Source organism: Thermosipho sp. (in: thermotogales), assembly GCF_020054775.1.
In the GTDB taxonomy this organism is placed as follows: domain Bacteria; phylum Thermotogota; class Thermotogae; order Thermotogales; family Fervidobacteriaceae; genus Thermosipho; species Thermosipho africanus.
The window spans coordinates 1-13,693 of the sequence record NZ_JAIHAP010000048.1; the positions used below are offsets into that span (position 1 = coordinate 1).

At 29.7% G+C, this 13,693-nt stretch carries 15 protein-coding genes; 5 read left to right on the top strand and 10 right to left on the bottom strand.

Annotated features, from left to right (window positions below):
* Positions 1 to 318 precede the first annotated feature (318 nt).
* From JG780_RS07870 to JG780_RS07880, 3 genes are read left to right on the top strand one after another with little or no spacing between them, the layout of a single operon-like run.
* Positions 319 to 1,737 carry a hypothetical protein gene (locus tag JG780_RS07870; RefSeq protein WP_287569971.1) on the top strand — a complete coding sequence of 473 codons (1,419 nt, stop codon included), beginning with the start codon at positions 319 to 321 and terminating at the stop codon, positions 1,735 to 1,737.
* Positions 1,734 to 2,840, top strand: a complete 1,107-nt coding sequence (locus JG780_RS07875; protein ID WP_287569973.1) for a secretin GspD/PilQ domain-containing protein — start codon at positions 1,734 to 1,736, stop codon at positions 2,838 to 2,840. The genes JG780_RS07870 and JG780_RS07875 overlap by 4 nt, the downstream gene beginning before the upstream one ends.
* On the top strand, positions 2,837 to 4,153 hold the full coding sequence (locus JG780_RS07880; protein WP_287569976.1) for an STN domain-containing protein: 1,317 nt from the start codon (positions 2,837 to 2,839) through the stop codon (positions 4,151 to 4,153). The genes JG780_RS07875 and JG780_RS07880 overlap by 4 nt, the downstream gene beginning before the upstream one ends.
* 47 nt (positions 4,154 to 4,200) lie before the next feature.
* On the opposite strand, the gene JG780_RS07885 is transcribed toward JG780_RS07880, so the two are convergent.
* The 7 genes from JG780_RS07885 to JG780_RS07915 form a co-directional block, all read right to left on the bottom strand.
* Positions 4,201 to 4,581, bottom strand: a complete 381-nt coding sequence (locus JG780_RS07885) for a desulfoferrodoxin (RefSeq protein ID WP_004102338.1) — start codon at positions 4,579 to 4,581, stop codon at positions 4,201 to 4,203.
* A gap of 2 nt (positions 4,582 to 4,583) precedes the next feature.
* Positions 4,584 to 4,763 (bottom strand): HTH domain-containing protein, encoded by a 180-nt coding sequence (locus JG780_RS07890; RefSeq protein ID WP_004102336.1) that lies wholly within the window; start codon positions 4,761 to 4,763, stop codon positions 4,584 to 4,586.
* Position 4,764: 1 nt separating this feature from the next.
* Positions 4,765 to 5,283 (bottom strand): ferritin, encoded by a 519-nt coding sequence (locus tag JG780_RS07895; protein ID WP_287569980.1) that lies wholly within the window; start codon positions 5,281 to 5,283, stop codon positions 4,765 to 4,767.
* Positions 5,284 to 5,297: 14 nt separating this feature from the next.
* The gene (locus JG780_RS07900) at positions 5,298 to 6,464 is read right to left on the bottom strand and encodes an FprA family A-type flavoprotein (RefSeq protein WP_287569983.1); all 1,167 of its coding nucleotides are present in this window, start codon (positions 6,462 to 6,464) and stop codon (positions 5,298 to 5,300) included.
* A gap of 3 nt (positions 6,465 to 6,467) precedes the next feature.
* On the bottom strand, positions 6,468 to 6,626 hold the full coding sequence (gene rd, locus JG780_RS07905; protein ID WP_004102330.1) for a rubredoxin: 159 nt from the start codon (positions 6,624 to 6,626) through the stop codon (positions 6,468 to 6,470).
* A gap of 83 nt (positions 6,627 to 6,709) precedes the next feature.
* Positions 6,710 to 7,354, bottom strand: coding sequence for a peroxiredoxin (locus tag JG780_RS07910; RefSeq protein WP_004102328.1), 645 nt, complete (start codon positions 7,352 to 7,354; stop codon positions 6,710 to 6,712).
* A gap of 2 nt (positions 7,355 to 7,356) precedes the next feature.
* On the bottom strand, positions 7,357 to 7,767 hold the full coding sequence (locus JG780_RS07915; RefSeq protein ID WP_114702568.1) for a Fur family transcriptional regulator: 411 nt from the start codon (positions 7,765 to 7,767) through the stop codon (positions 7,357 to 7,359).
* 256 nt (positions 7,768 to 8,023) lie between these two features.
* On the opposite strand from JG780_RS07915, the gene JG780_RS07920 reads away from it, so the two are divergent.
* The gene (locus tag JG780_RS07920; RefSeq protein WP_287569988.1) at positions 8,024 to 9,055 is read left to right on the top strand and encodes an HD-GYP domain-containing protein; all 1,032 of its coding nucleotides are present in this window, start codon (positions 8,024 to 8,026) and stop codon (positions 9,053 to 9,055) included.
* 65 nt (positions 9,056 to 9,120) lie between these two features.
* The gene (locus JG780_RS07925) at positions 9,121 to 10,698 is read left to right on the top strand and encodes a bifunctional aspartate carbamoyltransferase catalytic subunit/aspartate carbamoyltransferase regulatory subunit (protein WP_287569989.1); all 1,578 of its coding nucleotides are present in this window, start codon (positions 9,121 to 9,123) and stop codon (positions 10,696 to 10,698) included.
* 29 nt (positions 10,699 to 10,727) lie between these two features.
* On the opposite strand, the gene JG780_RS07930 is transcribed toward JG780_RS07925, so the two are convergent.
* The 3 genes from JG780_RS07930 to JG780_RS07940 are packed head-to-tail and all read right to left on the bottom strand — an operon-like array spanning position 10,728 to position 13,659.
* The gene (locus tag JG780_RS07930; protein ID WP_287569990.1) at positions 10,728 to 11,783 is read right to left on the bottom strand and encodes a galactokinase; all 1,056 of its coding nucleotides are present in this window, start codon (positions 11,781 to 11,783) and stop codon (positions 10,728 to 10,730) included.
* Positions 11,780 to 12,736: a galactose-1-phosphate uridylyltransferase gene (galT, locus tag JG780_RS07935; protein WP_114702572.1), complete on the bottom strand. Its 957-nt coding sequence runs from the start codon at positions 12,734 to 12,736 to the stop codon at positions 11,780 to 11,782. The genes JG780_RS07930 and galT overlap by 4 nt, the downstream gene beginning before the upstream one ends.
* A complete protein-coding gene (locus JG780_RS07940) occupies positions 12,736 to 13,659 on the bottom strand; it encodes an alpha-galactosidase (protein WP_287569991.1) in 924 nt (307 codons plus the stop codon). Before JG780_RS07940 ends, galT begins: the two co-directional genes overlap by 1 nt.
* Between the last annotated feature and the right edge of the window lie 34 nt (positions 13,660 to 13,693).

Here is a 13,693-nt window from a genome sequence, read left to right on the forward strand (position 1 = left end):
ACATAGATGCAGATGTTTATGTTACAAAAGATGGTAACCCATTTGTTCCTACAAGTCCTATTGATGATGGAGTATATCTTATAGGTTTTACCATCAATAGTATCGATCCTGATTTACCTGCTGGCGATTACCCTGTAGTTCTTAGCCTCACTTTCGTTCCTACCGTTTCTTTCTAGAGGTAAATATCATCTAAATGGGAAATCCCATATACCTTGAGTATATGGGATTTTTTGAACTTAACTTTGATTTAGAATTAACCGCGAAATTGATATAATTAATTATATGATACATTAAAATAAAAACATAGGGGGCATTCAAATGAAAAAAACACTTTTTACCATTTTAATCCTATTTGCTTTATTTTCTTCAATCGGCTTTGCTGTAACTATTTATCCCTTAGTAAACAGGCTAAATGTTGAAGCAAATCAAAGAACCATAGAGCTCACAATTAATGTTGCAAACAATAGTCCTAGTATAGCAGACGTTGACGTCGAAATATCAGATTTTGTAATAGAAGGCTCCAAATATCTCTATGAAATCCCAAATTATGCATTTAGTATTAAAGATTGGATTACAATTGAAAGCACACATTTAATTTTACAACCCGGTCAATCAATTGACTATCCAATAAAGATAAATATCCCTTCAGGCTTTAAAGGAGCACAAGCATTTGGTGCAATACATTTTAAACAAAAAGGAAAGCAATCAGAAGTTTTTGAGACAATTTTTGATTATATTTCACTTATAATATTAGATTTTCCAACTGTTAAAAATATCAAAGCACAAATTCAAGATGTGTCAATATACGATCTAACTACAACTGCTTCAAAAACTCTTATTGACAAGTATGGCAACTTTGGAACAGTTATTGATATCGATGTAAAAAATAATGGTAACGCAGTTTTAGCTCTTAATGGAGAAATGAGGCTTATCTCCAGAGAGATTAACAGAATTATCACTTCCATACCATTAAATAGTAATAATTTTGTTGTTTTTCCAGATAGGGCTAATAATTTTGAATTTTTTATTCCATATGTATTGCCAAAAGGAGATTTTGAAATACAAATGGATGGTATATCTCAAAATGTACGTGTTACAGCTTTTAAAAAGCTAAAAATCGAAGGAAAATCTTCTGATAGAGTTGCAGTAATGATTGATCCTGAAATAATTTTAATAAATGTAAAAAGAACAATTGAAAATTCAAAAATAACAATTCAAAACCTTTCGCCTTTATCAACTCAATTTGGCCTCTCTACAATTTCGAAAGCTATAAATATATTACCTGGTAAAATTAGATTATCCCCTTATTCAAAATTAAACGGTTTTGTAAAATTTGATAGTAGACTTGAAAAACTAAAAGATGGTGACAATGTTTTTAAAATTAATATCGATAGTGAAAATGAAATTAGCCTTTTTAAAAATCCAAAAATAGTCTTAAGATATGGTAACTTAGAACCAAATATTGAATCATTCATTACAGATGTTGCAACAAATACGTTTGCTTTAAATGTAGAAAATACAGGAAATACAATATTAATTTTTAAGGTTATAAGAACTGAAAAACTTCAATCAAATGATTTAACAAATGAAATTATACTATTTCCAGGTGAAAATAAAAAAGTTTTTCTTGAAATACCTTACAATGAAATTATAAAGAACAGTACTTTTATAATGTACAAAATTTATGGAGAAAACGATTTCAAATACCAAAAAAATATAGGAGATGTTAAAAAATGAAAAAATATTTAGTAATCTTAATAATATCATTAATTACTTTTGCTTTTTCTGTTGATATTTATTTTTATCAAACAGATATAAGAGATGCTTTAAATCAATTGGGAATGCAAGAAGGTGTATCCATAATATATGATCCTTTAATATCTGGTTTTATAAGTGTCGAGGCTTACAATATAACCCTAGAAAAAGCTCTTGATTTAATGTTATTACCTCTTGGATATTACTGGACCAAAATAGACAACGTATATTTTGTTGGGACTGCAAACCCTGATAGCCCTAATTTTGCACTAATTTCAAAAAAATATCTTTTAAATTTAAGGTTTATAACCTTTGATGACCTTTACAATGCTTTACCTAAGATAATGACAAATTATATATACAAAACACCCAATAAAAATCAAGTCCTAATATATGCTCCTGCAAAAATAGCATCACAAATTGCTGAAACAATAACTCTAATAGACAAACAAATACCTGTTGCAGAAATTCAAGTTAAAATAATAGAAATAGATGAATCGGACTTTAAAAAATTTGGCGTATCTTGGAACAACGAAGAAAACAATACTACATCTTACAATAATGGCAATTTACAATTATCTTTAAATCCTTTAAATGTAAACTTTAATATTATAATGGAAACTTTGATAAGTTCTGGTAATGCAAAAGTTTTAGCAGAAGGAACACTAAAATTAAAATCAAATTCTACGGCACAAATAACAGGATATACCACTGTTGGTTTTACTATTGGAAAAGATAATACTTATGTTGAAAAAAAGATCAACACTCAAATTATTATTTCTGGACATGTTTTTACAGATCATGCAAATCTCACACTTAAATCCATTGTTGAATCTTTTATACAAAATTCTTCAACATTTACACCAGTTGGTGCCTCAGTTGAAACAAATTTAGATATAAAATATGAACAACCTTATTATATAGCTGGACTATCTTTTGACTCAGTTACAAAACAAGATGGAGGAATCCCAGGTTTAAAAGATATTCCCATAATTGGTAATCTTTTTAAAAATAGTACATATACATCGAGAAAGAAAAATATTGTAATATTCATAAAAGCAAGATTGGCAGGTGAAGATCTATGAAAAAAATAATAATTGTTATATTAGCATTGTTCTTTACAATTTATGCTTTTTCAATAACTAAGGATGTTTATTTTGAAAATATGGATATAAAAGATGCACTCATGCAATTAGGAAGTTTATATAATACATCAATAATTTTTCCTGAAAGCTTGAATGGAAAAATTACGGTGGAGCTCTACAATGTTTCAATTGAAACAGCATTAAATGTTATTCTTTCAAATTTTAACTATACATTTGAAAAAATTAATGATGTCTATTTTATAGTAACCGATCAATCGATACTATATTATAAATCACATACATACACTCCAAAATTTAGATCTCCAGAAGAATTATCAAAACTAATTCCATTTAAAAATTATATTGTAGGAAACAACATCATTGTTTATTGTCCAGATGATTTGTGGAATAATTACAAAAACCTTTTAGAAAATATCGACAAAGATGCAAAGAATAATACTATTATTTCTTATGCTATTTACTATATTAAAAACTCAGAATTAAAAAATTACAATATAGATACTGAAAAACTATTAGAAGCTCTTCCATATACAAGTAAATTTAATTACATATTGAATACTTTTGGATTTTTCACAGGAAATGATCCAAAAGTATCCGTTAAGGGTTCAATAAAATTAAATGCAAGTGTTAATAATTCAGAGATAATTTTTGAAATTTCCACCGAAAATGATTCAGCAAGTGCAAAATTTTCTGCTAATGAGGGAGAAGTAAGAAAAATTTTAGAAGGAAAATTTGGAAAATTTATTGTTATAGCAAATATCAAAAAGATAAATTATGAATCTAGTAGTTATAAAATAGAAAATTTAAAACTCCCCCTTAAAAATTCCTTTAATTTAACATATTTTTCTAACCAAAATCTTTTATTGTCTGTTTCAACTGAAAACTTATCAATATTTTTTGAAAAAAACACTTTTTCTTACTTAGGTGCAAAATTTAATCCTATTAACGATTTTTGGTTAGGTGGGAAAATAAATGTTCAAAAGGCTACTGAAACAAGCATCATTTTTGAAGATAAATTTTCAATTAATCCACTTTATTTAGAATTTAATATCGATAAACAGTTAAATCTAGAAAAAATGGAATTGAATAATATTCTTTCAAATTTATACATGAAATTTGGAATTGGATTAAAGTATTACATTGATGAAAATGTATTCATAGATATATCAGCATTTTATGATTCCCTAGAAATAATTTCTGGAAGGCTAAAATTTTTCCACAATAATTTTGGAGCAGTACTTTATATTGACCAAAATCTAAATTATGGTGGAGGTATATACGTTAATTGGTAAAACAAAATCCCCCAGCAAATTAGCTGGGGGATAATTTCTCTTAAAAACTATTTTTTCCAAAGTCCGTGGACATTACAATATTCTCTTGCGTGTACTTCTTTTCCTTTTGCCACTTTAAACTCAGCCTCAGGTTTGTCACCCGGATTTAAGAACTTTCTATAAACTACTCCATCCACAATTAATTCTATCCATTCTATATAGTGTTTTTCTTCCATGGGATGAAGAGCATTTTCCCCAACTCTTACTCTATATCCATCTTCCAATTCCTCAATAAATGGTACATGTTTTTCTGTTGCAGTATCAGCTGTCTTTTCTTCTAGCAATTTCATAGGTTCTCCACAGCAAACCAATGTTCCTGCACCTTCATGAAGAACTTCTACTATATTACCACATTTTTCACATTTATATACTTGAATCCTTTTAGTCATACTCATCCCTCCTTTGGTGCATAATAACACCTTTTTGGACTTTCTATTTTTCCTTCTTTTTTAAGCTCACTAATGAGCTTACTAACCACTTTTGAATCTACACCCAATTTCTCGGCAATTTCTCCTGCTTTCATTGGTTTACCTTCCTTTTTTAAAACCTCTAATACTTTTTCTTTTTCCATATTATCCCTCCTTGTTCATATTAAGGGGGACATATTGTCTTTGTGCTAATTCTCTATCAAGCATGAATAAAGCATTTTTATCATCACCAACAAATTCCAATCTGGTTAATATATCCCTTGCATTTTCTTCTTCTTCAACCTGTTCATCAATATACCATTGTAAGAAATTAAATGTTGCTCTATCTTTCAACTCTTCAGCTATATCAACTAACTCATTAATTTTACTTGTAATATGTTGCTCGTGTTTGAGTACCTCTTCAAATGTATTTTTTATACTTCCAAATTCAAATGGTGGCTCTTTTATTTCATATAACTTAACTCTTGCACCTTGATTTACTAAATAATTATAAATCTTCATTGCATGATCTCTTTCTTCCATAGCCTGAACCATCATCCAATTTGCAAAACCTTTTAATCCCATGTCTTCAAAATACGCTGACATTGATAAATACAAATATGATGAATATAATTCTTCATTAATTTGCTTATTTAATGCTTCTGTCATTTTCTCTTTTAACATACCTATCTCCCCTTTTAATTTAAGTTTCTTTCAGCAATTTCTTTTGCTAAATGTTCTAATTTTTCATATCCTTCACTATCAATCAAACCCTTAACCGTTACTGGTTCTAATAGTTCAGCTTTTACATTAGATAACATTGACTTTATTTCATCTATAAACTTTCCACCCCAACCATATGAACCTACTATTGCTAGATATTTGGTTTTTGGTCTTAAAGCATTTACTAAATAAATTGCTCCTGCGGCAATTGGATGAACACCAGTTAAAACCATTGGTGTTCCAATGACAACTGTTGATGCTTCCACTAAATCAATTGCTATCTCTCCTATATCTGCATTTACAATGTTGTGTAATTTTACTTTTACTCCTTTGTCCATTAAACTTTCAACCAAATATTCCACCATTTTTCTAGTACTCTCATGCATTGAAACATACAATATAACTACCTCATTCTCAACTTCATCACTTATCCACTTTTTATATGCTTCAATAATCAACTTAGGATTTTTATAGACAGGCCCATGGCTTGGAGCTATCTTTTCAATATCGAGCATTTCGACCTTTTCAATGTTTTGTTTCATTGTAACTCTAAATGGCATCATAATTTCTGCATAATATCTTTTGGCCATCTCCAGCAATTTTTCACTACCAACCTGCTCAATTTCACTAGTTGCGTAATGAGAACCAAACAAATCACAACTAAAAAGTATTTTATCCTCTTTTAAATAAGTAACCATAGTTTCAGGCCAGTGAGTCCAAGGAGTAAATATAAATTTTAAAGTTTTATCACCCAAAGATATCTCCTGACCATCTTCAATAGTTATCACATCTTCGTCTTTAATGTGAATGTGAGTTTTTAAAAAATCTGCACATTTTTTATTTGTGACAACCTTTGCTCCAAATTTTTCTACAACTTTTCCAATTAAGCCAGAATGATCTTGTTCTGCATGGTTTGAAATTACGTAGTCTATCTTTTGAATATTCAATTTCTTTAGATTATTCATGAATTCTTCTTCTTTTCTTGGCTCAACTGTATCAATTAGTACTATTTTTTCAGTTCCTTTTATTATATAAGAATTATAAGTTGTCCCATTTGGTAGAGGTATTAATTCGTCAAAAAGTTCTCTATCCCAATCAATTGCTCCAACAAAGTATACATTTTCTGCTATTTTTCTAACCATATCTTATTCCTCCTCAAATTGATCCTTTGGCACCCCGCAAACTGGACATACCCAATCTTCTGGAAGTTCTTCAAATGGTGTTCCTGGCTCTATTCCATTATCAGGATCTCCAACCTCTGGATCATAAACATAACCACAAACTGTACAAACGTACCTTTTCATAAATATCCACCTCCAAAAATTCTCTAATTTATGGAGCGGGAGACTCCCGCCCCCACAAGTCCTATATATATTATACTACAATTTTACTTATTATTTAACTTTTTATGACAGAACCACCAATCAAAACATTCGTATTCCTTTGTTCTTTGTTCGGCATCTTTAACTGTTGATGCTGGTGGTACAATAGCTTCATCATTAACCAACTCATTATTTGGCCAATTTGCTGGTAAAGCTACTCCATTTTCATCAATTACTTGGAACCCTTTCACCATTCTTAATATTTCATCCATATTTCTACCAAGTTCTTGTGGATAATATAACACTGCTCTTAAAATACCCTTTGGATCAATTATGAAAACCGCTCTAACTGTATTAGTACCTTTTGCAGGATGAATCATACCAAGCATTTCCGCAATCTTTCCTCTATCATCAGCAATAACTGGAAATTTAATTTCAACACCTAGTTTATCTTTTATCCATTCAACCCATTTGATATGAGAAAACACCTGATCAATACTTAACCCGACCAATTCAGTATTTAATTTTTGAAATTCATCAAATCTTTTTTGAAATGCTACAAATTCAGTTGTACAAACGGGCGTAAAATCCGCAGGATGGCTGAACAAAACAACCCATTTTCCCTTAAAATCGTCAGGAAATTTAATAACTCCTTTCGTAGTAACTGCCTCAAATTCTGGAATCCTTTCACCAATCAATGGTATGCCCATAACTACTCACCTCCGTTTAAACAATCTTTACATATTCCAACTAAACAATACTGAATATTCATTACTTTATGACCCTCCACTGAGTCAATTTTTGGAACTTCTGGAAGAGATTCAAAAATATCGTAAACCTTCTTGCATTTAGTGCAATAAAAATGATGATGTTCTACAAATTCAAAATCATACCTTATAGATGAAGGAGTAATTATCTCTTTAATAACTTTCTTCTCGCTCAACAGAGAAACAGTATTATAAACAGTAGCTCTTGAGATCGCATGAATCTTTCCTTTCAAATGTTCGTATATTTCATCTGCAGATGGATGCCTTTTACTTTCAACAATAAATTTCAAAATTTCTATTCTTTGAACCGTTGGGCGAATATTTCTTTCCTTAAGCATTTCAGCATATCTTTTCAATGAACTCACTCCCATCTATACCAAGTACATTTTTATTATAAATCTATTTTTAGACATTGTCAAGTTTTTAATTATTTTTTATTAACATTTTGATTTACACTCAAAATATCTCATTAAAATAACTTTATTTGATAATCAAAAAAATTAATTAAAATTTATGTAATAAAAATTTGAGAAAAATGTTCCACAACTTTTAGTCAATTTATCTTTTGTAATTTTAACTTTAGTGTAAAATATTCATCGAAAGGGGGGAAACGTGGCAATTATTTTAACCATTGTCTCAGTCTACGCCGTAGTAATAACGGCGCTTTTTCTAAAAAAGTCTTTATCTTCAAGTCGCTACAACATCAAAAGCTTAATCTATGATTTTAACGATTCATTGTCTGATAGTAGTAATGATTTTTCAAGCAAAGTCTTATCTTTCATTTCTAAAAATTTTTCTAAAATTGATTCTGGTGCAATTTTTCTTAAAAACGGTAAATCATTTATTGAACTTAACTCATTTGGCAATAAAATAGAAAATAATGACAAAATTTTCTTTTATAAAGACTATTATGTTAAAGAATTTTTCATAGACGAATCATATGCACTTAGAACCGTTTTTCACACTATCAAGAATCTTTCAAAAGAAGAAAAAGAAAAAATTGAAATTTTAACCGGATTAATTTCTTCGTCTGAGATTATCAAAAATTTAATCAAAAAGAATGGAAAGTTCCAAATTGACCTTATGCTTTCTATGATAAAAATATTAGAATATTATGACAGATACACCCAAGGGCATTCAATGAGAGTTGCAGAGTTCTCGAAAAAAATTGCAGAAAAAATGAAACTTTCTCACAAAGAAATTTCCGACGCTTACTGGACAGGACTCGTTCATGATATAGGAAAAATTGCCATACCAACAGGTATTTTAAACAAAGAAGGAAAATTAACTAACGAAGAATTTGCAATAATAAAAAAACATCCAGTGTATGGTTATGAATTTCTATCAACATCTGAAACCCTTAAGGATATAGCAACTTATGTTTTTCATCATCATGAGAGATGGGATGGAAATGGTTATCCTACAGGTCTGAAAGGAGAGATGATCCCCATTATTTCAAGAATAATTGCTGTTGCTGATAGTTGGGATGCAATGATAAGTAAAAGGGCGTATAGAAATGCTTTACCTAAAGATTATGCATTACAAGAGATTATAAACAACTCTGGGAAGCAATTTGATCCTAGAGTGGTTAAGGCTTTCCTGGAAGTTATTGAGGAAGAAGAAGATAATATTTCCATTGCATAAAGAGCCAACTTTTAAAGTTGGCTCTTTTTTTATATTCATTATACATCAGGAGGTGTGGGGGGAAGATGAAAAACGACTTTCTTGGAAGAAGTCTTACAGTGATTGAAGATTTTTCAGTTGATGAACAAATGTTTTTGTATGCTCAAACTAGAAAGCTAAAAAAACTTTGGAAAGAAAAAAGCGACATTTCTGAATTCCAAATCAAAAAAAACGTAGGAATTTACATCGTCTTCGTAGAACCTAGTACAAGAACCAAAGAATCTTTCATTAACGCAGCAAGATTCCACAAAAATGTAAAAGTAAATATTTTTGATTCAGAACATTCATCTTTTAACAAAAAAGAAAGCTACTTAGACACCTTTAACATGTTGACAGGTTATAGTGACTACTCAATTTTTGTTTTAAGAACAAGACTTGAGGGAACATGTAAGTATTTAGATGAAAAAGTATCAGAGTTTGCTGAAAGACACGGTATAGAAAAACCTGCATTTATTAACGCCGGTGATGGCAAGCACGAACATCCAACTCAAGAATTACTAGATGAATACACTTTTCTTGAACAAATGGATTTTGACAATTCTTTTATTCACATCGCTCTAGTTGGAGATTTACTTCATGGAAGAACTGTTCACTCAAAAGTTAACGGCTTAAAAATTTTTAAAAATGTTTTAGTTGACTTGATTGCACCTGAAGAAATATCAATGCCATCTCATTATATCAAAAAGATGAAAGAAAATGGTTTTGAAGTTAGAATCTTCGATTCCATTGAATCATATCTTAAATCTACTGATAAGGTAGCAAAAATATGGTACTTTACAAGGCTCCAGCTTGAAAGAATGGGAGAAGATATTTTAGAAAAAGAACATGTGCTACGAAAAAGTGTCACATTTAGAAAAGAATTTCTAGAATATATACCACAAGATGTTAAATTTTATCATCCTCTTCCAAGGCATAAAATATACCCAACTATACCCACTTTTTTAGATAACTTACCTCTCAATGGTTGGGAACAACAGGCAATAAATGGATATTGGACTAGAACAGTTCTACTATCAATGCTTGGTGGGGCATTAAAAGCAAATTTTGATACGTCTTTTAACCCCCAAGAAAATGATGAAGATTTTATAATTCCTGCACCAATTGTAAATGGTACCAAAGGAGTTTCAAAAGAAGGAAAAAGAGGAATAAAACCGATTGAAAATGGAACAGTAATAGACCACATTGCGAAAGGAAAAGATAAAGATAAAATTTTTGAAACTATAGTAAAAATAAGAAAAATATTAAAATTATTTGATCTTGATAGTGCTGATGGAATATTCAAGTCAGAAAATGGAGAATTTAAAGGTTACATAAGTCTTCCAAATAGATACCTTTCGAAAAAAGAAATAAAAATGTTGTCCGCAATCTCTCCAAATACTACTGTAAATATAATCAAAAACTCTAGAGTTGTTGAAAAATACAGAATATTCTTACCACCTTTCATCTACGGATTCTCAGAATTAAGATGTAAAAATGAAAATTGTATTACAAATCCTGTAAATGGAGAAAATGCTGAAGCATTTTTTATAAGAAACAACGAGGGAGAGCTTGTATGTAAATACTGTGAAACGCCTCATTCGTTCGAAGAAATTTGGAATATCTAATTAATAAAGTGCCTGGATATCCAGGCACTTTATTTAATCTTTGTAACACCATCTGATGAATTTAATTTATAAAAGGTAGGTCTTATACTAAATCTTGAATAATATTCATTTTCTAATAACTTTTCAATACTTTCAAATGACCCTTCTTTCGAGATAACAATAACTCCTCCGCCAAAACCTCCTCCAACCATTCTTGCACCAATAATTCCGTCTTTTTCCTTTAAAAAGTCAACTATAAAATCTGTTTCGTCACAAGAAACTTCATACAAATATCGCAAACTTTCATGAGATTGATATAGATATTCTCCTATCTTCTTAATTTCATTTTCTTTCAAAGCTTCTACTGTCTTTAAAACCCTTTCATTTTCCTCCAATATATGTTGGACTCTCTTCAAAAGTGTACCATTCAATAATTTGAGGTCTTCTCTTGTCACATTTCGAAAACTATCTTTTCCAATTATTTCAAGAGCACTTTCACATTCCTGCCTTCTAAGGTTATATTCAGAGCTTGAAAGTTCATGCTTTACATTAGAATCAATCACAAAAATCTCATACCCTTTTAAATTAAGCGGGACAAATTGAAAATCTAAAGTCATAGTATCAAGAAATATTGCATAATCTTTTTTTGAAAATGCTGAAGCAAATTGGTCCATTATTCCACAATTTACTCCAACAAAATTTGCTTCTGCCTCTCTTGAAATTTTAACAATATCTATTTTTGACAAATTCAAACCAAAATACTTAGAAATAGCATAAGCAGATGCTACTTCAAGAGCAGCTGAACTTGAAAGCCCTGCACCAATAGGTATATTAGAATCAACCTTTATTTTAACAGGTTGAATTTTATACCCTCTTTTTTCAATTTCTTTAATAACTCCAACAACATAATCTGCCCAACTATTTGTTTTTTGCAAAGATGAAAGTTTAACTTCTTCATTCAAATTATTTGAGTAAAAACAAAACTTATCTGATTCTTCAATCTCAAGTTCTACATACCTATCGATAGCAAAAGGCAGTACAAACCCATCATTGTAATCTGTGTGTTCACCTATAAGATTAACTCTGCCAGGTGCTTTTACTTTCAAAACTCCACCTCCACTTCTCTCAACATTTTTGCAGCTTGTTCTGGCACTATCGGATTTATAAAGCTCCATGTTCCTGTTTCCACACTTGCCATCCACTTTAGTTTATCCTTATCTCTTTTCGGCGGGTTAAATTCAACGTGAAAATGAAAAATATCAGAGTAATCTTTAGTATTAAATGGAGCCTGGAAAAACATCATCATATAAGGAAATTCTTGATCAAATAATTTGTCATATTTTTTTGTAACAACTTTCAATATTCTTGCAAAATCTTTTTTCTCGTTCTCATTAAATTGTAGTAAATTTGAAATATGCCCTTTTGGATAAATGTGAACTTCGAATGGAAACCTTGCATAAAATGGAACTAATGCAACAAAAGTTTCGTTTTCATATACTAATCTTTCATTTGTTTCATTTTCTAAAATCTCACAAATTACACATTTTCCATTTTCATCAAACCATTTTTCCATTGCATTTAATTTAGCTTCTATTCTTTTCGGTATAAATGGAAAAGCATATATCTGGCCATGAGGATGCGGAAGTGATGCACCAACTTCTTTACCTCGATTCTCAAATATGAAAATATTTTTAACAAAATCATTTTTTGACAGTTCATATGTTCTATCAACCCACATATCAACCAATTTTTCTATCTGGAATATAGGCATCTTTGGAAAAGAGGAATCATGTTTTGAAGTATATACTACAACCTCACACACACCGTATGATTTCATTCGTTTAAAAAGCTTATTACTTTCTTTTATTTCTGGTGGATTCTTTCTTAACGAAGGATATCTATTTTCAAAAGCTACAAGATCATATGTTTCATCTCTAAATTCAACTCCTCCAGGACAAATAGGACAATTATTTTTTGCAGGTTGAACCGGCCTTTTTTGCGTCTCAGCAGATATTATTACCCATTCATCGGTGAGGGGATTATATCTAATCTCCATCATTATAAATCGCCTCCATAAAAATTAAATATTCTTCCATCTTCTCTTATTAATTTTCTAGATTTTAAATTAATAAAATCTTCTTCCACAAATTTAGATACCTTTCTATCAAAATCCAAATAAATTTTTATTTTTCTTTTTTCCTTATTAATAGTTTCAAGGATATATTTACCCTCATCGCAAGAAAAACTAACTATTTTTTTATTATTTTTAACATTATCAAACAAAACTTTCCATTCTCCTTCAAATTCTTCCTTTTCATCAAGAACAATAAAATTTCCAACATTACTGAAAAGATAATTTTCTTCAAATGATCCTTCCAAAACAAAACCGTCCAAATACTCAAAATCTTGAAGATAATTTTTTGATCTTGCAAATATTTTGCAATTTAAATCTTTTAAATTCTCAATCAAGTTTTTATCTATCTCCTCAAAATTACAGTTAAATACAACCACTTTCCCCTTTAAATTTTCAAAATTTAGGCCTTCGTTAAAAATTACAACATCTTTCATATTAAACTGACTTTTTTTACTTTTTAGTTGACTTTCAATTAAATTTTTATATGTTTTAAGCAAATAACCTCTATCAGTATGTTTTAAAATCACAAAAGAATTTTCACAAGAAAAATCTTCAAATGATTTATGTTCATAATTAATAACAAAAGAAATATTTTCGTCGTCTTCCATAATTTCAATGCTTCCTCCTTTAGCACCTAAAAATCCAAACAAACCTTCGCTATTAATAGCAAAAAACGAATAAGGCTTTAAATCCGGTGCTTTTTTCATCTTAAAAACTTCAAAAATGCCTGCCTCACCCTTAATGCTCCAAGAAAAAATCCATCCAATACTAAAATTTTCTATCTTCCATTTTATTTCAAAGCCCTCTTTTTTCTCATAAAAATAACCATTTGAAAAGTTTGAAAACATTTAGAATCACTCCTTATAGTACATTTATTTTATA

What these genes read in the sequence shown, in the direction of transcription:
- JG780_RS07870 (WP_287569971.1), top strand. Translation starts at nt 319, where the DNA reads ATGAAAAAAACACTTTTTACCATTTTAATCCTATTTGCTTTATTTTCT.
- JG780_RS07875 (WP_287569973.1), top strand. Translation starts at nt 1,734, where the DNA reads ATGAAAAAATATTTAGTAATCTTAATAATATCATTAATTACTTTTGCT.
- JG780_RS07880 (WP_287569976.1), top strand. Translation starts at nt 2,837, where the DNA reads ATGAAAAAAATAATAATTGTTATATTAGCATTGTTCTTTACAATTTAT.
- JG780_RS07885 (WP_004102338.1), bottom strand. Translation starts at nt 4,581, where the DNA reads ATGACTAAAAGGATTCAAGTATATAAATGTGAAAAATGTGGTAATATA.
- JG780_RS07890 (WP_004102336.1), bottom strand. Translation starts at nt 4,763, where the DNA reads ATGGAAAAAGAAAAAGTATTAGAGGTTTTAAAAAAGGAAGGTAAACCA.
- JG780_RS07895 (WP_287569980.1), bottom strand. Translation starts at nt 5,283, where the DNA reads ATGTTAAAAGAGAAAATGACAGAAGCATTAAATAAGCAAATTAATGAA.
- JG780_RS07900 (WP_287569983.1), bottom strand. Translation starts at nt 6,464, where the DNA reads ATGGTTAGAAAAATAGCAGAAAATGTATACTTTGTTGGAGCAATTGAT.
- rd (WP_004102330.1), bottom strand. Translation starts at nt 6,626, where the DNA reads ATGAAAAGGTACGTTTGTACAGTTTGTGGTTATGTTTATGATCCAGAG.
- JG780_RS07910 (WP_004102328.1), bottom strand. Translation starts at nt 7,354, where the DNA reads ATGGGCATACCATTGATTGGTGAAAGGATTCCAGAATTTGAGGCAGTT.
- JG780_RS07925 (WP_287569989.1), top strand. Translation starts at nt 9,121, where the DNA reads ATGAAAAACGACTTTCTTGGAAGAAGTCTTACAGTGATTGAAGATTTT.
- galT (WP_114702572.1), bottom strand. Translation starts at nt 12,736, where the DNA reads ATGATGGAGATTAGATATAATCCCCTCACCGATGAATGGGTAATAATA.
- JG780_RS07940 (WP_287569991.1), bottom strand. Translation starts at nt 13,659, where the DNA reads ATGTTTTCAAACTTTTCAAATGGTTATTTTTATGAGAAAAAAGAGGGC.